Origin of the sequence: Clostridium sp. MB05 (genome assembly GCF_046581255.1) — a bacterium.
Classification (GTDB): domain Bacteria; phylum Bacillota; class Clostridia; order Clostridiales; family Clostridiaceae; genus Clostridium.
In genome coordinates this window covers 726,923-747,889 of the sequence record NZ_CP174370.1, presented here as the reverse complement: position 1 = coordinate 747,889, position 20,967 = coordinate 726,923, and the positions used below count along the sequence as shown (strand labels likewise).

The following is a 20,967-nucleotide window of genomic DNA, read 5'->3' as shown; positions in this document are numbered from 1 at the left end:
TAATCACCTCTACTTTAAAATTAGTTCTGAATATAAAATCTTAATTAAATTTATTTTTTTCTATAACTTATATAATATTCACTTCTATTTCTTAAAAGTTTGCTAATTTAATATATCTATAATATAATTTCAACTTATCTTTATCACTAATTTAGCATTTAACCCCAATTATGTCTAATACTTAAATTCAATATATAATGTTTAAAAAGTATTATATATATTGAATTTAAGCAAATCAAAATCATCTAACTACAATTTATTATAAAAAGTCCATCATAAATTTAATATTCTATATAAAAAAAATCGTTAATTCTATTTATAAGAATTAACGATTTTTTACTCTTTATTTGAAAGCCATATGCACTAACTATTAATCAAGATCTAAGATATTTTTAATTTCATTTTTATAAGCATCTGCTTTAGCCCCAAATATAGCTTGAATTCCATTTCCAACTTCAACTACACCTGCTGCTCCTAAAGATTTTAATTCATCTTTATTTACATTTGCTTTATCTTTAACTTCAACTCTTAATCTAGTTATACAAGCATCAACACTAACTATATTTTCTTCTCCACCTAAAGCTGCTAATACTGCTGGAGCTTTTTCAACTATTTCGTTGTTTTTACCCTTAGCATTTTCCTTTATATCAGCTTGAGGGATTCCAGCTTTAGCTTGGTAATCCGCTTTAGTGTAAAGCTTAGTTTCTTCTTCACTTTCATCTCTACCTGGAGTCTTTAAGTTGAATTTCTTAATCATGAATAAGAATAAGAAGTAATAAACTACTGCATATACTGCACCAACAATTATAACCATTATCCAGTTAGTTGGTACTCCAGCTCCTGCTGGTAATAAACCGAATAAAGTAAAGTCTATTAGACCACCTGAGAATGTCATACCTATAAATACATTTAATATATCCATTAACATAAATGATAAACCTGCTAATATACAGTGTACTCCGTACAATACTGGAGCAACGAATAAGAATGTAAATTCAATCGGTTCAGTAATACCTGTTAACATTGATGTTACTGCTGCTGAAATTAATAGTGATCCAACAATTTTCTTCTTGCTTGGAGCTGCTGCCTTATACATTGCTAAAGCTGCTGCTGGAAGACCAAATATCATAAATGGGAACTTACCAGCCATAAATCTTGTAGTACCTGCAACTACTGTTGCCATATCTGCTGATGAAGCACCAACTAAACTACCCATATTTGATAATTGAGCAAAGTAAGCTGTATTAGCTCCTGCAACTGTTTGCCATGTTCCATTTACTAAAATATTTCCTTCAACAAATGATCCAAACCAGAATGGTGTATAGAATACATGGTGTAATCCAAATGGAACTAATGCTCTTTCAATAACTCCATAGAAGAATGTTCCAACTGCTCCTGCATTTCTAACTAATTCTGAAAGTCCTACTATACCATTTTGTACTACTGGCCATGCGAAAGCTAAAAGTGCTCCAACTAAAGCCATAACTAATGATGTTATTATCGGTACAAATCTTGATCCTGAGAAGAATCCAATAACTTGTGGTAATTGTATTGTGTGATATTTATTATGTAATAATGCTGTAACTATACCTGCTATAATACCACCAAATACTGACATATTTAATGTGAATATACCTAAGTTAGTAGTTACATAAGTTCCATATGCACCAACCTCTTTCGCAGTAACAACGCCTAATTGAGTTAATCCTAAAGTTAACATTGAAGAGATAACTTGGTTCATTACTATGAATCCAAATACTGATGCTAATGCTGCTGTTCCTTTATCTTTTTTAGCTAGTCCAACAGCAACACCTACTGCAAATAATAATGGTAAATTTCCAAATATTATATCCCCAACATTTTTCATTATTGTTAATACTGCTGTAACAGCTGGAATACTAACAAAAGCTATAAGTGGTTGATAAACTGCTGGTGGATTGTTTAATCCTGATATTCCTAATAATGCACCACCAACTCCTAGTAAAATACCTGCTATTGGTAAAGCTGCTATTGGAAGCATGATTGCTTTACCGATTCTTTGTAAAAATTGTAGCATTTATAATTCCTCCTTAAATAAATTTTATATAAATATAAAAATAAGCTGCTAAGTAGTTTTTGCTACTATGGATTTATTGTTTCCATTTTGCCATAAAGTTATGAAGCCTTTTTAAAATAGTATTATAAAAAATAAAAAAAGGACCAAAACCTTATAGATATAGCTATATCTATAATATTTTTAGTCCTTGCCTGCATAACCAGTAACACACTACTTATTTAATTACGGTTTTATAGTATCACAACTTTTTTATAATGTAAATGTTTTTTTATTATTTTTTTCTAATTTATTTTTATTTATTAAATTATTTATCATATTATTTAGTAACTTATATTGATTTAAATCTTTTGTTTCCTTCTTCATAAAATCAGCTCCCTGTTACTTTATTATTATATATTGTACATAATAAAAACACTAGTTTTATTATAAGCAGAATATATTTCTTTTAGTCAATTATTACATGTGACTATTTAACACAACCATTAATCTCATTTTTTCTTTCAATACATGATTCTTTCTAAGAAATAGATATTTTATTTAAATATTTAAAATTCCCAATATATATTATATGTTTACGCACTCTAAAATAGTTCCTAATTTTCTATTTTAAGTTTAGCTTAATATACTAATACTAAGAATCATCATAGTCAAAATCACAAATTTTCACCTTTTTCTATAGATTTTTTACAAAATAAATTGTATAATTATAAGAAATATTTAATTTATAACAAATTAATTTAATTAATTATAAATTTCGAAAGGATTCGATAAATATGGCATTAATAGGAATATTAATAATAATTGTAGGATTTGCTCTAAGGTTTAATACGATAGCAGTTGTAATTGTTTCTGGTATTGTAACTGGTTTAATTGCTGATATGAGTATTTCTGAAATACTTACAACTTTAGGTCAAACCTTCGTACAAAAAAGAGAAATGAGTTTATTTCTTTTAACATTACCTGTAATAGGATTATGTGAAAGATACGGACTAAAAGAAAAAGCAATTATGCTAATAAAGAAAGTAAAAGGCTTATCCACTGGTAAACTTATCTCTGGATATTTATTGATTAGAGAAGTATCTGCTGCCCTTGCAGTTAAACTTGGTGGACATCCTCAATTTGTAAGACCACTAATTAATCCTATGGCTCAAGGAGCTGCTATCTCTAAATATGGTGAACTTGATGATGAAGATGAAGATTTAATTAAAGCTCATTCAGCAGCCGCTGATAACTATGGTAATTTCTTTGGACAAAATGTATTTTTAGCAAACTCAGGAGTTCTTCTTATAGCTGGTACATTAGAGACTTTAGGCTATAATGTTGATGCATTACAAGTTGCTAAAGCTTCAATTCCTATAGCTGTAATAGCTTTTATTTTAGGAGTTATACAAAACTATTTACTAGATAAGAAACTAGCTAAAAAATATAAAAATAGGTAGGAAAAATTTATGGATATTAAGATGTTTTCAAATATACTATTAGAAATATTCTACATTATAGTAGGTTTGTTTTTTATCCTTACTATGATGTTTACTTTAAAAGACAAGAATCATAAAACTAAATATGGTACTGCTTTATTTTGGGGAATACTTGGTGTTATATTTATACTAGGCAAATACATTCCCTCAGTTGTAACAGGATTCCTTATTGTAATAATAGGTATCCTAGCTGCCTTTAATCAAATTAATATTGGAAGCGTAAAAGAATTAGACAGTACCTTTGCAAACTTAAAAGCAAATGAGATAGGTATAAAAATATTTATCCCTTCATTAATAATTGCTTTAGTTGCTTTAATTATTGCTCAATTTACATCAATTTCAGGTGTAGCTGCTGTAGGTATTTCAGCAATAGTTGCTTTAATATCTACCTTCTTAATAACTAAGGCTAAACCTAGTGAGTTTATAGAAGATAGTGATAGAATGTTCCAAGCTGTTGGAGCTACTGCAATATTACCTCAACTTCTAGCTGCTCTTGGAGCGTTATTTACCGTTGCTGGTGTTGGAGACATTATATCAAATATGATTTCAAGCGTTATTCCTGAAGGTAACATATTAATAGGAATAACAGCTTACTGCCTTGGTATGGCTATATTTACTGCTATTATGGGTAATGCATTTGCTGCCTTCTCAGTTATAACAGTTGGTATAGGAGTTCCTTTTGTATTTGCTCAAGGCGGAGATCCTATAGTTGCATCAGCGTTAGCTATGACAGCTGGTTTCTGTGGAACACTATTAACACCTATGGCTGCAAACTTTAATGTATTGCCAGTAGCTTTATTAGAAACTAAAGATAAAAATGCTGTTATAAAAGCACAAGCTGTATTTGCAATTGTCTTACTTGCAATTCATATACCACTTATGTACTTCTTAGCATTTTAGATTTTAAAGGAGGCTTTTATATGAAAATATTAATTACAGGATTTGATCCTTTTGGTGGAGAAAATATAAATCCAGCTTTAGAAGCTGTAAAAAAATTACCTGATACTCTTTTAGGGAGTGAAATAATAAAATTAGAAATCCCAACTGTATTTAGAAAATCATTAGAAACAATTGAAAAAAATATAATTAAGCATAACCCAGATGTAGTAATATCTATAGGACAAGCTGGAGGAAGATTTGGAATTACTCCAGAAAGAGTTGCTATAAATATGGATGATGCAAGAATTAAAGATAATGAAGGCAACCAACCAATAGATATATCTATTTACGAAGATGGTGAATCAGCATATTTCTCAAACCTACCTATTAAAGCTATGGTTAAAGAAATGAATGATAATGGTATTCCTGCTTCTATTTCTAATAGCGCTGGAACTTTTGTTTGTAATCACGTTATGTATGGAGTTTTGTACTTAATAGATAAAAAATATCCAAATATAAGAGGTGGATTTATACACGTACCATATATTCCATCTCAAGTAACTACAAAGCCTAATATGCCATCTATGTCAATAGATGATATAGCTAAAGGCTTAGAACTTAGCATAAAAGCAGTTATAGAAAATTCATCAGATATAAAAACTATAGGTGGAACTATTTGCTAATGAATCAAAATGTAAATATTTTTGTTTATGGTAGCTTAAGAGAAGGCTTTTTTAACTATGACCTTTACTTAAAAGGAAAAGTTAAATCTATACGACCTGCTGAGATAAGTGGCTTTGAATTATACCATATGCCTTATAAAGGTTATCCAGCAGTATTGCCTGGTGACACTACTATAGTAGGAGAAGTTGTTGAATTTGAAGATTATGATTCAACACTAAAAGCTATTGATGAAATGGAAGGATTTTCAGATGAGAATAATCCAAATAATGAATACTCAAGAAACCTTGTAAAGGTTAAATTAAATGATGATGAAAGCTATGAAAATTGTTATTCTTATTTTTATAATGAGAATATAGATCCAAAATTCCAAGATGAAGCTATTTATATTGAGAATGGTGATTGGAAAAAATATATGCTAAGAGAAACAACTGATAATTAAGAATTACTAATGAATAATTAAAAATAAAACTCAGCTATATCGCTGAGTTTTTTATTTTGAGGACATACTTTTCCCTTATAAAATCTAATATAATCACCTAATTATAACGATTATCTTTTTAAATACTCTTCTAATGTCAAGCCATTGTCAGTTATTTCTTTTGCTGGTCCTACACCTACATATCTTAAATGCCATGGTTCATAATTATATCCAGTTATATCCTCTTTCCCCTTAGGATATCTAATTATAAAACCATAGTTACTCATATTTTGTGAAAGCCATCTAAATGCATCTGACTCTTCAAAGTTACTATCTAAAGAAAAATAACCTTCTGATGCTACATCCATAGCTAATCCAGTTTGATGTTCACTAGTTCCAGGTATTGCTACATATTTATTCGTATAATCTTGTCCTTGTGTAGCTACACTATTATCATATACACTCTGTTGATACTCATAAGATCTATATCCTGAAACTCCAAAAAGAACTATTCCATCTCTCTCAGCATCATTAAACATATTTTCTAATGCATTAGCTGCCTCTAACCTCATATTCTTATCCATATCACTAGAAGCATTAAATCTAATATATGGCACAGTTAAATCATTTGGTGTATGTTTATAACCAACTTTATTCTGCTTATTTACTAAAATTAAATATTGATTTTTATCATTATATAATTTAGTCATCGCTATGGTAAGCAATGCTAATCCACACAAAATAGAAACTATTAATTTAACTTTTCTTCTTTTTTTTCTCTTTATTCTCAAATTTAAATTTCTCTTACTTATATTTCTCTTTTTAGTATTCATATAAAACATCACCTAATTTCTAAATCTTAAATTCTAAAAGTTATATTATTAATGAACTTATCGAAAGTATATCCTGATTGTTTCAAAGTTGTAAATTAATTAATCTACTATAGAGTTTAGCATGTCTTAAAATATACATTATGTAAAAAAACTAATCAATAGAAGTAATAAAGAAATCAGAAAAACACAAGAAATTTTTAAGAAAATAAACTAAATGTAATAACGAAGCTGTGTAGTTTTTTATTCTAATACAAAATATTGATAGTTGAATATCTGAATGTATTTTAATATGGTAAACATGACCAACAATCAGTTGATTATTAATTTAAATAATAGCAACTTTAGAAAATTTGCATACTTTGTTTAAAATGCTTTAAATTGGATATAAATTAAATGAGGTGATATATTTGGAAACTAATAACAGTAGTTCCCTAAGAATAGATTTATCAGTTATTTTATTATTAATTAGCATATTATTTTCTTTAATATATTGTATAAGCTTGTAATAAAATTTTATAAATAAAAAAGATAGTATATAGGATTATTTAAAATCCTATTACTATCTTTTTTGTATTTGTTTTATTTAGATTATTAAATATCAATAAGCTAATATAAAAATTATTCAAAATTATTAAAACTTAAAAATACTAAAATTAATTTTTACTATTTATTAATTTATAAACTCTGTAACTAAGTCTGTAAATAGAATTCCATCTAAATGATCTATTTCATGGCAAAAACATTTTGCTAAATCTCCTGTAGCTGTTATTTCTATTTTTTCTCCATTTTCATTTAATGCTTGCAAAGTAACTTTTGCTGGTCTTTTTAATTTTCCCCATACATTTGGAGAACTTAAACATCCTTCTATAACTTCTTGCTCTCCTTCTCTTTTTACTATTTTAGGATTAATTAATTTTATAAGACCTTGCCCCATATCTATAACTACTAATCTTTTTAATATACCTACTTGTGGAGCTGCTAATCCACCACCATTTTCAGTATTATACATAGTATCTGCCATGTCATTTAATATTTGTCTTATTCTTTCATCTATAACTTCAACTTCTCTACTCTTTTTTCTTAATATTTCATCTTCAAAAGTTCTGATTTGTCTTATAGCCATTAAACAACACCTCTACTTTGCTGAGATCTAGATTTTTTTTCACTTTCTTCAAAAAGAAATACTTCTTCAATAGTGCAATTAAAAACTTTAGATAAATCATAAGCAATCCATATTGATGGCTCATATTTTTCTGTCTCAATTGCATTAATAGCTTGCCTTGATACTCCAACAAGATTTCCTAACTGTTCTTGAGTTAACCCTAAAGTTTCTCTTAATTCTTTTAATCTATTTTTCATAAAAACCTCCATAAAGTTTACCTTACATCAATTTTAAACTATTGGCTCTAAATGTCAAGTTAACATTACTAAATATATTCTTAAATAATTTATTTTATATATTTAGTAACAAAAAAATGTAGCTATTATTTATAGCTACATCTTTTTTTATTTTCCGTATCTAAACCCTTTATATAAAGATGTTAATATATCTATAACTGTAGTAATTACTATAATGATTATAGTAATTAAAATAACTCTATCCCATGGTACTTTAATAAATTCCTCTACTTTTTGTATTATATCATTATTCCAAATTAAATCATTTGATATTATTTTTATTAATAATATTGAGGTTAAAGTTGTTAATAATGAATATATAACAGATAACTTAATTGTCCATTTTCCTATAATCAATTTAATTAATTCTTTAACTATTCCTATTATAAATATTATTAAAATTATTATCTTAATAGATTCAAAAGTATCTAAATTAAATATTGGATTTATAACCCATCCATTTTTCTTATAATATATTCCAAAATATTGAGGTTGAAAATATAATAAAGAGAAAAATATAGTTGAAAATATAATTCCAAAAATAGGCTCGCTTTTTGGTATTACTGACTTTTTATTTGGCACATCCGGCAATTCAGATGGATTCCATTTTTCTTTGCCTATAACATTATCTATAGATACTCCATTATATTCTAAAAGAGCAAAAATACCTGTTACCCATGCAGCTCCTTGCAATAAAGCTGACATTAAAGTAGCTATATAACTTCCTATAATTCCTCCAATACTATCTCTAGATGATATTCCACCTACTACTGTAGATATGGATATGCCTATAAATATAGAAACTAGAACTATTTTCATAACAAATATATACTTATTAAAATAATTTGGTCCAATTAAATATCTTTCTTTTCCCCTATATTTATTAGCTAATACATCAGGATCTCCTAACTTTTCTAATGCCTTATATATTCTTTGTTCCTCTGAATTAAAGTCATTAATATCTTCCATCATATCGTATATTAATTCTCTAATTTCATCCCCAACTTCTTTTCTTACGTTCTTAGGTAACTTGCTTGTAACTGCATAGATATACCTATCTATCATCTTTTCCCTCCTTTATTTATAATAAATATTTATATGTATTATTAATTAAAATTTCGTTAAAAACTCATTACACTCTTTTCTATTTTTAAAAATATATATTTTTTTATTTTCTATCTCTTTAAGTAATTGATAATACTTATCTCTATGCTCCTTATTGAAGTTCCATATCCATTTTAAGAATTCAAAATCAAATTTTTCTGGACATCCTTCTCCCATATCGGGACGAACTTTCCCATAATTACTTATTACCCTCTTTATTGCACTAATTAAACAAGTTCTTCTCGGATAATCTAAGAAAATAACAGTATCACATCTATTAAGACGTTCTTCTATAGTTCTATCAAAATTTCCATCAATTATCCACTTATCTTCTTTTAATTTTATTTGCAATAATTTATTAAATTCTTCCCTTGATATTGATTGCCATCCTTTTCGCCAAAACAATTTATCAAGATGAACTATTGGTAAATTTGTTTTTTCATATAATTTTCTTGCAAGAGTTGATTTTCCACTTCCTCCGCATCCAATAATTATTATCCTATTAAAATTCATTACAAACTCCTTTCAAGATAATATTTTTTACAATTTTAAATTTGAATTATAATATTCTTAAATAATAAAGATATACTGAAAGTCTACTTACTAAAACCTTTTGTATATCTTTATATGAATTATTATAATTTAAATTTTCCTAATAATATAAACTCTTTTAATCTAACACTCTCTCAAAAAGTATGCTATCATGCCATTTATCTCCTTGATAAATATACTTATTATATTTACCAACAAATTGAAATCCATTTTTTATTAATACTATTTGAGAACCTATATTGTCAGAGCTTGTTCCTGCTTCTATCCTGTGTAGTTTATGTTCTTTTAGTGATTTTTCTAATACTATTTTTGCTGCATTTGTTGCAACTCCCTTACCTTGATAATCCTTACCTATTCTATATCCCAATTCAGCTTTATTAAAACTACCCCTTTGTATTGATGTAATATTTATTCTTCCTATTACTTTTCCTTTTAAATCTTTTATTAAATACATATATACAATATCATTTTTTTGTTCTTCAACTAATTCCTTTATTATTTCCTTGAAATTTTCCATCTCATAATACTCATCACCTCTTGGTGGAAGTGTTTCCTCAAAAAAAGCTTTATTTTCTATTTCAAAAGCTAATAACTCATTTAAATCAGATTCTTCAAGTAATTTAACTATAATCTCCATATTTTTCTCCTTATAAAATACAATTAATCTTTATTAATATAATACCATATGTTATTCCAATATTATCCTTTTTATTTTTACTTAATTTATATAATTGTTTATGCCATAATGCAACTAATGATAGTAATTAGAAGATGTTAATAATTAGTGTGAAAATTTATCTTAAATAAGAATATTATTATTTTCTTTATAGATGTTAATACATTAATAGAATCTCATTGAAAACTTCACACTATAAAATAAAGACATACAGAATATTTTAAAATTCATGCATGTCTATAACTTAATTCTAGATTGTACAGATAGTCTAATATATAAATTTTTATGATGGAAAACCATAAAATATAAAATATACAATAATTGAAATGAAATCAATCACAAAAATTATTCCTATAATTATCAGCACTACTTTAGATATTTTCTTCGTAGATATCTTAACTTTTTCTCTATCAATACTATCAATTATTGTTTCTAAATTACTCTTTCTTGATGAATCTATTTTTGTACTCTCTCTTTCTTTTGCATCCATTACTAATTCATCTAGAGATATTTGAAAAAAATCACCTACCGCTATTAATTTCTCTAACTCCGGTGTAGTTTCTCCAAGCTCCCACTTAGAAATTGTCTGCCTTGAAACATTTAACTTACTACCTAATTCATCTTGAGACAAACCTTTCTGCTTCCTCAAGGAATATAATTTATTGCTAAATGCCATATCTCTCCCCTTTACCCTTTCTTAATAACATTATAATGAATAAGCTTAATACCACTGTACAAATTAATCCGGCTTCAAATCCATATTGACCACCACTTAATAACTCTATACTTTTGTTAACATTAAAGTTAAAAACTGACGATGTTTTATTTGAGCCGCTTACATTAATACCTATTATAATTGCAAGCACAAAATTCCAAACACTATGAACAGCGCATGACACCCATATATTATTATACTTAATCATCAATAAAGATACCATAATTGAAAATAATAATAAATTAACTATTCCTATTATTCTAACTAATATACTAAATTGAAAAAGCGTTGATAAATGCGGAAAAGTAAACATAAAAGAACTAATTAGTATTGCTATTTGTATAGATACTTTACATCTAAGTGAATTCATTAAAAAACCTCTACACATAACTTCTTCCATTGCTCCTTGAATACCAAATCCTCCAAGATACAATAAAATTAAAATAACACTTATATCATTGTTTTCTCCATTATAGAAAATAGAACCACTTATTAAGCATAAAGTAAATATAATACTAAGTAGCATCATTGCTATTCCTGTACCTAAAAAATATGACTTTACTATGTTAGCTTTTACAATCCCCATACTTTCTACGTCTCTATTTTCTATAAACTTACAATATAAAATTGTTATTATTAGATGAATTGAAAATCCATAATACTTAATTAACATCATAACATCATCATTAGGCATTTCACCTTGTAAAAAATCATATCCTGCTAGATTTAATCCAAATACTACTATAACTTCTCCAATAATCATAGATGATATATATACTAAAAAAAATCCAAGTAACTTCTTAATCACATATAATCCTTTACTAATATCACCCTCATCTTTTTTAAAAGGATTAATCCTAATTATAATTTTTTTCATAAATTCTGTCCCCCAATTCTTTTTTAAGAAAATAATATATCTTCTCTTACAACAAAGTTTATATTTTATCTTTAAAACTTGCGACCAATTATACTTGGAAATTTGTCAACCAAACTTAACATTCTTGATTTTTCAAGGACTTAAGGGATATATCAGTAATGAATACCATACCATTTACTCTAACCAGTATCCCATCAGTATTTTATAAAGACATGCAAAGTATTCTTTAAAACTCTTATATGTCTTTAAAATCTATATATAAACCTCACTTCACAAATTATTTTATATATATTTAAAGGGGTACGCGTTTTGGTCTTACCCCCATTATGTAGACAGTAGACAAAGGGTTATGTACAATCTACATAATGGGGTGATTTTTTATGTCAATAAAACACAAAACTTATAGTACAGAATTTAAAATAAATGCAATTGAAGAATATATAAAAACAGGAAAAAGTCAAAAGAAAATATGTGAGGATTTAAATATAACAAGCACATCAGCATTTAGTAGATGGGTAATTCAATATAATGAAAAAGGTCCAGATAGCTTTTATGAAAATGAAAAGCCTCGTCGCGAAGCGGCTAAAGAAAATAAAAATGACGAATTAACAAGACTAAGAGCAGAGAATGAAGTTTTAAAAAAGTTATTAGAGAAAATAAGGGGGAATGCATAAAGTCCTATAAATTTGAAGTGATAAATGAATTTAAAAGTAAATATTCGATATCTCTTCTATGCAATATTTTAAAAGTATCAAGAAGTGGATTCTATAAATGGTTAAATAAAAGAAAAATAGCCGATATGCGAAGCGAGGACGTAAATTCAGTAGAGCTTCTTATTCGTGATGTTTTTAATAAACATAGAGGAATTTATGGATATAGAAGAATAACTACATTCATTAAAATAAACCGTAATATAAATATTAACCATAAAAAAGTTTATAGAATTATGAAATCATTAGGATTAAGATCAAAAGTTAGAGCAAAGAAGAAGTTTTTCGCTCCGCTTGTCGAAGGGATAATTATAGAAGAAAATATACTAAATAGAGATTTTAAAGCTATTACTCCTAGCTCTAAGCTAGTAACGGATATAACAACAATTAAATATAAGAACAATAAAAAACTATACTTATCAGCAATTATGGATTTATATAACAATGAAATACTAACTTATAAAATAGGTTCAAATAACAACAATGATTTAGTAATCAATACAATTACAGATATACTAGCCCAAAATAAGTTAGATGGCGCAGTATTGCATAGCGATAGAGGTATTCAATATACTTCAAGATTATATAATACTATACTAAAGGAAAATAAAATAATTCAAAGTATGTCTAGAAAAGGAAATTGTCATGATAATGCCTGCATAGAATCATTTTTTAGCCACTTAAAAAGTGAATGTATTTACTTAAATAACTATAATTCAGAGGAAGAAGTAATTAACTCTATAGATGAATATATAAATTTTTATAATAATATTAGATTTCAAAAAAAGTTAAAAAATATGGCTCCAATTAAGTATCGAAGCCATTCTTGTAATTCCTGAATTTATATCCCTTTATTCATTGTCTACTTTTTGGGGTTCAGACCATTTCGTTACCCCCTTTGTAAACCCTTGATTTTACTGATTTTATCAATAATTTTATTAAGCAAAAAAATTTCTATCTACTATTTAAATATGCAGAAAGTTATATGTTTTTAAAATTTTTCTTATTTCATGCACCTCATATAATATAAAGCATATTACTTAATTCATTATAAATTACATTGTATTTTTTCCATTCAATACCATCTTTTTTTAATTTCCCTTTCTATTATCTTATGTCATAATAAAACTAATAAATATAATTTGGAGATGATTTAATGTACGATAATATAGAGAAGCTAACACAAATTTTAAAAGAAAGTAACAATATAGTTTTCTTTGGTGGTGCAGGTGTGTCCACTGAATCAGGAATTCCCGATTTTAGAAGTTCCAATGGATTATTTAATGAAAAGCTTAATATAACTTTTACTCCTGAGCAATTAGTATCTCATAGCTTTTATATGAGATATCCTAAAGAGTTTTTTAACTTCTATAAAGCTAAGCTTATTTACCCTGAGGCTAAACCTAATGGTGCACATATCGCATTGGCTAAGCTAGAGGAAATGGGAAAATTAAAAGCTGTAATAACTCAAAATATAGATGGACTTCATCAAGCTGCTGGAAGTAAAAATGTTTATGAACTTCATGGATCAGTTCATAGAAACTACTGTGTTAAATGTAATGCTTTTTATGATGCTGACTTTATTTTAAATTCTAAAGAAGTGCCAACTTGCACTAAATGTGATGGAACTGTTAAGCCTGATGTAGTTCTTTATGAAGAAGGCTTAGATGATGATGTAATTAGATGTGCAGTTAATGCTATTTCTCATGCTGATACTTTAATTATTGGTGGAACATCCCTTGTTGTTTATCCAGCTGCTGGACTTATAGACTATTTTAGGGGTAAGAATCTTATTTTAATAAATAAAAGTTCTACATCTGCTGATAATAAAGCTAATTTAGTAATTAACTATTCTCTTGGAAAAATTTTAAGTGAAGCCCTAGAACTCCTTTAAAAACAATTATCGTATTTATTTATAATTAAGTTTACTTAAAAAGGCTTATTCAATTTATATTATTGATATAAATTAAATAAGCCTTTTTAACTATTCATTTTGTTCTTTTTTAAATGCAAAAAATTTTAACAATATAAAAGTTACTGGAATTCCTAATATTGCTGCTAGTATATATGCTATAAGCTTATCCAAACCCATAATGTTAAAGGTTATTATTACTACTATGTTTTGAATTATAAAATTAGGTATATATGATATTGCAAATTTTACAAACTTCTTAAAAGCCAGCTTTTCTTTAAAAGTTAGATAGCTATTTAGTATATATGCTACGATTAATCCTGAAATATATCCAAATACAAAAGCCATATTTTCATTTAACATATTTGAATATATGTAAGAAAAAATTACTCCATTAAAAGTATTAATAACACCTATTATTAAAAACATTATAAACTCTTTAGTTATAAATATTTTTTTAATTTTATCTATTAAACTATTCAATTAATTGCACCTACTACTCTTCTTTATCATCAATTAATATATCTTTTATAATATATCTTGGTCTACTCTTAGTTTCATTATATATCTTTCCAATATACTCACCTATAACCCCTAGTGAAAGAAGCTGTATTCCTCCTATCATCCAAATTGAAATTGTTAATGATGTCCAACCAGCTTGAGTTTTTCCCATAAATTTTACTACTAAAGAATATACTAATGCTATTAAACTAAGTATAAATATAGAAAACCCTAAGCTTGTAATTATCCTTATTGGTTTTATGCTAAAAGATGTTATTCCATCCCATGCAAAAGCTAACATCTTTTTTAATGGATACTTAGATTCCCCTGCAAATCTTTCATGTCTTTCATACTCTACAATAGAATACTTATACCCAATTAAAGGAACTATCCCCCTTAAAAACAAATTTACTTCTTTAAATTCACTTAAACCTTCAATAGCTCTTTTGCTCATTAATCTATAGTCAGCATGATTATAAATTAAATCTACACCTAACCTATTCATAACTTTATAATATCCTAAAGCTGTTGTTCTTTTAAAAAAAGTATCTGTTTTTCTTGAGCTTCTAACACCATATACTATATCACTTCCAGAATAATATTCTTTAACAAATTCATCTATTACATTAATATCATCTTGTAAATCTGCATCTAGTGATATAACCATATCTGCATGTTCTTTTGCAACCATAAGTCCTGCTAATAGTGCATTTTGATGCCCTTTATTTCTTGAAAGGTTAACTCCGCTAAATATACTATTCTTATTATATAAACCTTCAATTATATCCCAAGTCTTATCCTTTGATCCATCATTTACAAATAGTATTTTGCTTTCTTTTGATATATCTTCATTGTTAATCATTGTATTTATCTTGTCTAGAAGTCTCGTACTTGTCTCAGACAAAACTTCTTCTTCGTTATAACAAGGAATAACTAAATATAATATCTTATCCATAAAAATCCTCCGCTCAAAGTATAAACTATATATTTTAGTTTACAGCATAATCTAATTATTTTACTTTATTGGTATTTACATAGTAATTATTTTTTATAATTTTATCAGCTATATCATAAGCCTGCTCTAATCTTACTTCTTCTTCTTTAGATGGATTACCAACTACTATTCCACCTTTTATAACTGTTGCATTTCTTTTGGTTGTTAATAAATTTCTTCCCATATAATAATCCTTTGTATCAATACCTAATAAATATGAAACTGTTGGCACTATATCTATTTGTCCTCCATAAGTACTTATAGTTTTACTTGGCATATCTTTTCCATATATTATAAGAGGAACTTCGTTATCTTTTGCTTGCCACCAATCTCCTGGCATATCTGTACTTTCAACATCTTCCATATAGTATTTATGCACTCCACCATGATCGCCATATATCACAACTATTGTGTTGTCTAACATGTTATTTTGTTCTAATAACTTAAAAAATAATCCTATTTGCTTATCTGCATAATTAACACTTTGAAAATATCCACCTAACTTATTTTTATCTAACTCTTTTGGTAGATTTAGCTCTCTATATTTTTCATCTATATCAAAAGGCCCATGGCTTGTTAACGTTGGTACAACTGCTAAAAAAGGCTCTTCTAATTTTGAAATCTTTCCACTAAATTGAGTATATAAACTTCTATCTGATAAACCAAATCCTGCATACTCATCTATCTTATATTTCTTTATATCCCAAACTTCATTATAACCTGCTGCTGATTTTCCAGCCTCTGCCCAATTCCAATCTCCAGCTCTTTCAGCATGAGTTAAAATAGTATTATATCCTTCTTCTTCCAAAAGCCTTGGAAAGGACTTATACTTTACTTCTGGATATTCTAAATATGTTATAACATCTCCTAAAGGTAATACCCCTGATGCAGCCATCATATCCATATCAATACTATTTCCAGCATTATTTTGCTCATGAATATTATTGAAATATAATCCTTTTTTTATAATTTCATTCATATTAGGTGTTATCTCTTGGTCATATACCTTTTGATTTATAACGAAGTTTTCTAAAGATTCAATTTGAAGAAACACAACATTCTTACCTTTTGCTATGCCCTTATATTTATTGTCTTCAACTGTTTCCTTATTCCATGCTAACCATTCATCAATTTCTTTTATTTCATCATAATCAACTTTTTTATTAACTTTTTTTAAGGTTTTATAAGATTCATATATATGATGTCCAAGAGGTGATCTATTAGAAAGCCTTTGAGCTGGACTCCAGGAAGCCTGCCAATCCTCTTGAAAAAATCTTATTTTCCCATTTAAAACTCCTTTTATATCAAATAAATAATGAGATGAACATATTATTGTTATGCAAGTAATTAACCCTAATATCGATCCCTTAAAGTTTCTTTTAAAATTAACGCTTCCCTTTAACCTTTTACAATAAAATATCATTATTGGAATATCTATTATATAAACTATATCTATAAATCCTGGATTAATAATACTCCCATTTAAAGGGTTAAACCCATCTTTGAAAAATAAATACTTTAACTCTAACAAATACCCTGTGCCCCTATATGACCATATATCAAAAAGCATAAAAATAGAGTATATTAAATTTATAGCAATTAGATATCTTATTGAAGCCTTACCTTTAAATATTAAGCTAGGAAATATAATTATTCCTAATATAGCTAAATGAGCTATCATAAGCCTTATATCAAAAGGGATACCATAGAAACTAAAACCACTATTTGAAGCACTCATAAATGTTAAAATCAAGCTTTTTATATATAAAATACTAAATGTTATACTTATCCATAATATTCTTTTATTAATTTTTTTCATTTAAGCAACTTTCTCCAATTTCTCTTCTTTCTCAAACTTTTCATTAGGTTTTTTATTAAATATTTTTAATAAAAAGTTTATTCCTTCTACTTCTAAAATTATAAATACCCATGAAATAATATAAGAATATCTTCCTTGTGATTCTGTTACTAAATACATAACACCATACCCACATAATATTATGTAAAATAAATTCATCTCTTGATTTTCTCTATTATTCTTTCTATTTAAAATTCCTAAAAATATAAGAATCATCATAATTAAATAAATAATTTGTGGAGCTTCTAATGAAACATCTACTATTATATCTTCCTCTGGAACATCTAATTTTGTCCAATAGATTCCTCCGAAGTCCCCCTCATTCCATTGCAATGCAAATTTCTTAATATAAAATTTTACTAACTCTATAGGCGGAGTTGTAGTTAATCTATCTTTAATAATTTGAGCACTAGCTTCCTTCACCTTTTCATAATCATAATTATATTTTTCAGGAACAGATGCATCTTCTTCATTCCATCTTCCACCACTTTCAATGTTAGTTCCCTTTAATATGTTTGTTATTTTAGGTTCACTGCCTTTCCATAATGGAAATTCTGTAATTTTTAAGCTTTGTAATGTAAAGCTTACTAAAAATAAAAGCATAAAGTAAGGAACACTATATAATACTACATTTCTTATTTTATTAACTATTTTATCTTTAGAATAAATTATTATATACATTCCATATGCAACTATCATTATTAGTGCTACCATTCTAAATAAATTCCCAAAAGATAATATTAACCCTGATAGGACTAGATAATATTTATTTTTCTTTCCTTTAAGAACAAGTATAAATATATATGCACTAAGCAAATATAATGGTATTGCTATATTTTCTGTACAAAAGACAGCTGGATAAGCTACAAATGGTGGAAATACTGACGCTAATGCAGCTGCATATATCCCTTTTTTATTTGAATTAAATATTTCTTTAACTATTAAATATATAATGTATATTGTTAAAACACTTAATGATAAGTTAACAACTTTCATCATTAATATATTATTAATTGGAAATATTTTAATCATTAAAGCCATATAGAGTACCATTGCTGTTAAATGTGGAAACCTGGCTATATATGAATCTCCCCAAAACATACTTGTACTGCCATTTAAAAAATCTTGTGCAGATTCATAAATAACTCTAAAATCTGATACTGGAAAGCTATTTACATTTAATAACCATAAGCTTCTTAAAATAAATCCACAAAATAATATTAATAATATTTGTTTTTTATAACTTATATTCTTTTTTATAATATAAAACTCTATAGCTATTATGCTTAATAAAAAAATTCCTATCATCATAGAATTTTTATTAAAATCTTTAATATATATAGCGCTAGCTACTATAACTATTATCATTAATACTTTTAGTATAGTTAAAAAGAATTTAGTAAATCTCCCCTTAATTTTCTCCAAACCCGTATCCCCCTCTAAATTTTTATAAATGTATTATTTTTACTAATATAATCATAAATATTATTTTTACCAAAAAATAAATCTTTAATATTATATTAAGATACACTTATTAAGAATTTATTAAGGATTATCTAAGATATAATTAAAGGTTTCTTTCATATTTACTAATATCTCTTTTACTAAAACCCTTTTTAATATCTATATCAAACTTATTTAATATAAAGTTTATTCCTTCTACTGCTAGAATTATAAATACCCATGAAATAATGTAAGAATATCTTCCTTGTGCTTCTGTTACTAAATACATAACACCATATCCACATAGCATTATGTAAAATAAATTAATTTCTTCATTTTCTTTATTATTCTTTCTATTTAAAATTCCTAGAAATACAAGAATCATCATAATTGAATATATGGTTTGTGAAACTTCTAAGGAAACATCTAATACTATATCTTCCTGTGGAACAAATGATTTTGTCCAGTGAGTCCCTTCAAAATCCCCAATACCCCATTGCATTGCAAATTTTTTAACATAAAAACTTATTAACTTTAAAGGGGGAGTTGTTGTTAGCCTTTCTTTAATAATTTCAACACTAGCTTCCTTTATTTCTTCATAATCGTAATTATATTTTTCAGGAATAGATGCGTCTTCTTCATTCCATCTTCCTATACTTTCTATATTAGTTCCCTTTAATACATTTGTTATCTTAGGCTCACTACCTTCCCATAATGGAAATTCTGTAATTTTTAAGCTTTGCAATGTAAAGCTTACTAAAAATAAAAGCATAAAATAAGGAATACTATATAATGCTATATTTCTTATTTTATGGACTATTTTATCTTTAGAATAAATTATTATATATATTGCATATGCAACTATCATTATTGTTGCTACCATTCTAAATAAATTCCCAAGAGATAACATTAATCCTGATAAAATAAGATAATATTTATTTTTCTTTCCTCTAAGCACAAGTATAAATATATATACACTAAGCAAATATAATGGTATTGCTATATTTTCCGTGCAAAAAACCCCTGTATAAGTTACAAGTGGTGGAAATATTGTTGCTAATGAAGCTGCATATATACCTTTTTTATTTGAATTAAATATTTCTTTAACTATTAAATATATAATGTATATCGTTAAAACACCTAATGCCAGATTAACAAGCTTAATCATTAATATATTATTAGCAGGAAATATCTTAATCATTAAAGCCATATAAAAAACCATTATTGTTAAATGTGGAAATCTAGCTATATATGAGCTTCCCCAAAACATACTTGTACTACCATTTAAAAAATCTTGTGCAGATTCATAAATAATCATATAATCTGATGTTGGAAAGCTATTTATGTTTAATAACCATAAAGCTCTTATAATAAATCCACAAAATAATATTAGATATATCTGCTTCTTATAACTAAAATTCTTTCTTATTATATAAAATTCTATTAATATGATACCTATCATAATTAATGTTACTATTATAATGCTCCTAATTAAATTCTCAGCACTAAGAAAAATATGAGCAAAAAATATAGCACCAAAACTAGCAGGTATAAGTATTATCATTAAAAATTTTAATACTGTTAAAAAGAATATAGTAAACTTCTCTTTAAAGCTTTGCAAATTATGCACCTCCTAAAACTATATAAATATACTTAATCTAAATTATATATTTATATGTATGCCAATGTTTGAGTAATATTAAGTCAAATTCACATCATACATATTTTAACATTTAAACCTAAAATACTAACTTTTAATATATACCTCCCAGTTTAATAAGTCTACCTTTTTTCACTAAACTTAACCAAATCTTTAATAATATAGTAATGTATACTTCTTAATTATATCTTATATCTATCTTATATTTTTCTAAAAAGT

At 26.5% G+C, this 20,967-nt stretch carries 21 protein-coding genes; 7 read left to right on the top strand and 14 right to left on the bottom strand.

Annotated elements, in window-relative coordinates; genetic code table 11:
• Nucleotides 1-370: 370 nt before the first annotated feature.
• Complete coding sequence (locus ACH36K_RS03765; protein ID WP_411169627.1) at nt 371-2,056, bottom strand: PTS transporter subunit EIIC; 1,686 nt, start codon at nt 2,054-2,056, stop codon at nt 371-373.
• Between the two features lie 773 nt (nt 2,057-2,829).
• Between ACH36K_RS03765 and ACH36K_RS03760 the strand changes: the two genes are divergently transcribed.
• Genes ACH36K_RS03760 through ACH36K_RS03745 form a run of 4 tightly spaced genes read left to right on the top strand, consistent with a single transcriptional unit; the run spans nt 2,830 to nt 5,536 of the window.
• A complete protein-coding gene (locus ACH36K_RS03760; RefSeq protein WP_411169626.1) occupies nt 2,830-3,495 on the top strand; it encodes a DUF969 domain-containing protein in 666 nt (221 codons plus the stop codon).
• Nucleotides 3,496-3,504: 9 nt separating this feature from the next.
• Nucleotides 3,505-4,434 (top strand): DUF979 domain-containing protein, encoded by a 930-nt coding sequence (locus ACH36K_RS03755; protein ID WP_411169625.1) that lies wholly within the window; start codon nt 3,505-3,507, stop codon nt 4,432-4,434.
• A gap of 20 nt (nt 4,435-4,454) precedes the next feature.
• Entirely contained in the window at nt 4,455-5,096 is a 642-nt protein-coding gene (gene pcp, locus ACH36K_RS03750; protein ID WP_411169624.1) for a pyroglutamyl-peptidase I, read from the top strand.
• Entirely contained in the window at nt 5,096-5,536 is a 441-nt protein-coding gene (locus ACH36K_RS03745) for a gamma-glutamylcyclotransferase family protein (protein ID WP_411169623.1), read from the top strand. Before pcp ends, ACH36K_RS03745 begins: the two co-directional genes overlap by 1 nt.
• 110 nt (nt 5,537-5,646) lie before the next feature.
• On the opposite strand, the gene ACH36K_RS03740 is transcribed toward ACH36K_RS03745, so the two are convergent.
• From ACH36K_RS03740 to ACH36K_RS03705, 8 genes are all read right to left on the bottom strand, one after another.
• A complete protein-coding gene (locus ACH36K_RS03740) occupies nt 5,647-6,348 on the bottom strand; it encodes a D-alanyl-D-alanine carboxypeptidase family protein (protein WP_411169622.1) in 702 nt (233 codons plus the stop codon).
• 670 nt (nt 6,349-7,018) lie between these two features.
• On the bottom strand, nt 7,019-7,471 hold the full coding sequence (gene def, locus ACH36K_RS03735; protein ID WP_411169621.1) for a peptide deformylase: 453 nt from the start codon (nt 7,469-7,471) through the stop codon (nt 7,019-7,021).
• A complete protein-coding gene (locus ACH36K_RS03730) occupies nt 7,471-7,707 on the bottom strand; it encodes a helix-turn-helix transcriptional regulator (RefSeq protein ID WP_411169620.1) in 237 nt (78 codons plus the stop codon). The genes def and ACH36K_RS03730 overlap by 1 nt, the downstream gene beginning before the upstream one ends.
• Before the next feature lie 147 nt (nt 7,708-7,854).
• On the bottom strand, nt 7,855-8,811 hold the full coding sequence (locus ACH36K_RS03725; protein ID WP_411169619.1) for a hypothetical protein: 957 nt from the start codon (nt 8,809-8,811) through the stop codon (nt 7,855-7,857).
• A 45-nt stretch (nt 8,812-8,856) separates the two neighbouring features.
• Complete coding sequence (locus ACH36K_RS03720; protein ID WP_411169618.1) at nt 8,857-9,363, bottom strand: DNA topology modulation protein; 507 nt, start codon at nt 9,361-9,363, stop codon at nt 8,857-8,859.
• Nucleotides 9,364-9,520: 157 nt separating this feature from the next.
• Nucleotides 9,521-10,039 carry a GNAT family N-acetyltransferase gene (locus ACH36K_RS03715; RefSeq protein WP_411169617.1) on the bottom strand — a complete coding sequence of 173 codons (519 nt, stop codon included), beginning with the start codon at nt 10,037-10,039 and terminating at the stop codon, nt 9,521-9,523.
• 322 nt (nt 10,040-10,361) lie between these two features.
• Nucleotides 10,362-10,754 carry a helix-turn-helix domain-containing protein gene (locus ACH36K_RS03710; protein WP_411169616.1) on the bottom strand — a complete coding sequence of 131 codons (393 nt, stop codon included), beginning with the start codon at nt 10,752-10,754 and terminating at the stop codon, nt 10,362-10,364.
• Nucleotides 10,744-11,670 (bottom strand): CPBP family intramembrane glutamic endopeptidase, encoded by a 927-nt coding sequence (locus ACH36K_RS03705; RefSeq protein ID WP_411169615.1) that lies wholly within the window; start codon nt 11,668-11,670, stop codon nt 10,744-10,746. The genes ACH36K_RS03710 and ACH36K_RS03705 overlap by 11 nt, the downstream gene beginning before the upstream one ends.
• Before the next feature lie 380 nt (nt 11,671-12,050).
• Here ACH36K_RS03705 and ACH36K_RS03700 point away from each other — a divergent pair, with 380 nt between their 5' ends.
• From ACH36K_RS03700 to ACH36K_RS03690, 3 genes are all read left to right on the top strand, one after another.
• Nucleotides 12,051-12,344, top strand: a complete 294-nt coding sequence (locus tag ACH36K_RS03700) for a transposase (protein WP_411169614.1) — start codon at nt 12,051-12,053, stop codon at nt 12,342-12,344.
• 17 nt (nt 12,345-12,361) lie between these two features.
• The gene (locus ACH36K_RS03695) at nt 12,362-13,219 is read left to right on the top strand and encodes an IS3 family transposase (protein WP_411169613.1); all 858 of its coding nucleotides are present in this window, start codon (nt 12,362-12,364) and stop codon (nt 13,217-13,219) included.
• A gap of 317 nt (nt 13,220-13,536) precedes the next feature.
• Nucleotides 13,537-14,274, top strand: coding sequence for an NAD-dependent protein deacylase (locus ACH36K_RS03690; RefSeq protein ID WP_411169612.1), 738 nt, complete (start codon nt 13,537-13,539; stop codon nt 14,272-14,274).
• 90 nt (nt 14,275-14,364) lie between these two features.
• On the opposite strand, the gene ACH36K_RS03685 is transcribed toward ACH36K_RS03690, so the two are convergent.
• The 5 genes from ACH36K_RS03685 to ACH36K_RS03665 form a co-directional block, all read right to left on the bottom strand.
• Nucleotides 14,365-14,775 (bottom strand): GtrA family protein, encoded by a 411-nt coding sequence (locus ACH36K_RS03685; RefSeq protein WP_411169611.1) that lies wholly within the window; start codon nt 14,773-14,775, stop codon nt 14,365-14,367.
• Nucleotides 14,776-14,788: 13 nt separating this feature from the next.
• On the bottom strand, nt 14,789-15,748 hold the full coding sequence (locus ACH36K_RS03680) for a glycosyltransferase family 2 protein (RefSeq protein WP_411169610.1): 960 nt from the start codon (nt 15,746-15,748) through the stop codon (nt 14,789-14,791).
• A 55-nt stretch (nt 15,749-15,803) separates the two neighbouring features.
• Nucleotides 15,804-17,606: an LTA synthase family protein gene (locus ACH36K_RS03675; RefSeq protein ID WP_411169609.1), complete on the bottom strand. Its 1,803-nt coding sequence runs from the start codon at nt 17,604-17,606 to the stop codon at nt 15,804-15,806.
• Nucleotides 17,607-19,070 (bottom strand): glycosyltransferase family 39 protein, encoded by a 1,464-nt coding sequence (locus ACH36K_RS03670; RefSeq protein ID WP_411169608.1) that lies wholly within the window; start codon nt 19,068-19,070, stop codon nt 17,607-17,609.
• 142 nt (nt 19,071-19,212) lie between these two features.
• The gene (locus tag ACH36K_RS03665; protein WP_411169607.1) at nt 19,213-20,709 is read right to left on the bottom strand and encodes a glycosyltransferase family 39 protein; all 1,497 of its coding nucleotides are present in this window, start codon (nt 20,707-20,709) and stop codon (nt 19,213-19,215) included.
• Nucleotides 20,710-20,967 lie beyond the last annotated feature (258 nt).

Coding starts and splice junctions, on each gene's coding strand:
- ACH36K_RS03765 (WP_411169627.1), bottom strand. CDS start 2,056: ATGCTACAATTTTTACAAAGAATCGGTAAAGCAATCATGCTTCCAATA.
- ACH36K_RS03760 (WP_411169626.1), top strand. CDS start 2,830: ATGGCATTAATAGGAATATTAATAATAATTGTAGGATTTGCTCTAAGG.
- ACH36K_RS03755 (WP_411169625.1), top strand. CDS start 3,505: ATGGATATTAAGATGTTTTCAAATATACTATTAGAAATATTCTACATT.
- pcp (WP_411169624.1), top strand. CDS start 4,455: ATGAAAATATTAATTACAGGATTTGATCCTTTTGGTGGAGAAAATATA.
- ACH36K_RS03745 (WP_411169623.1), top strand. CDS start 5,096: ATGAATCAAAATGTAAATATTTTTGTTTATGGTAGCTTAAGAGAAGGC.
- ACH36K_RS03740 (WP_411169622.1), bottom strand. CDS start 6,348: ATGAATACTAAAAAGAGAAATATAAGTAAGAGAAATTTAAATTTGAGA.
- def (WP_411169621.1), bottom strand. CDS start 7,471: ATGGCTATAAGACAAATCAGAACTTTTGAAGATGAAATATTAAGAAAA.
- ACH36K_RS03730 (WP_411169620.1), bottom strand. CDS start 7,707: ATGAAAAATAGATTAAAAGAATTAAGAGAAACTTTAGGGTTAACTCAA.
- ACH36K_RS03725 (WP_411169619.1), bottom strand. CDS start 8,811: ATGATAGATAGGTATATCTATGCAGTTACAAGCAAGTTACCTAAGAAC.
- ACH36K_RS03720 (WP_411169618.1), bottom strand. CDS start 9,363: ATGAATTTTAATAGGATAATAATTATTGGATGCGGAGGAAGTGGAAAA.
- ACH36K_RS03715 (WP_411169617.1), bottom strand. CDS start 10,039: ATGGAGATTATAGTTAAATTACTTGAAGAATCTGATTTAAATGAGTTA.
- ACH36K_RS03710 (WP_411169616.1), bottom strand. CDS start 10,754: ATGGCATTTAGCAATAAATTATATTCCTTGAGGAAGCAGAAAGGTTTG.
- ACH36K_RS03705 (WP_411169615.1), bottom strand. CDS start 11,670: ATGAAAAAAATTATAATTAGGATTAATCCTTTTAAAAAAGATGAGGGT.
- ACH36K_RS03700 (WP_411169614.1), top strand. CDS start 12,051: ATGTCAATAAAACACAAAACTTATAGTACAGAATTTAAAATAAATGCA.
- ACH36K_RS03690 (WP_411169612.1), top strand. CDS start 13,537: ATGTACGATAATATAGAGAAGCTAACACAAATTTTAAAAGAAAGTAAC.
- ACH36K_RS03680 (WP_411169610.1), bottom strand. CDS start 15,748: ATGGATAAGATATTATATTTAGTTATTCCTTGTTATAACGAAGAAGAA.
- ACH36K_RS03675 (WP_411169609.1), bottom strand. CDS start 17,606: ATGAAAAAAATTAATAAAAGAATATTATGGATAAGTATAACATTTAGT.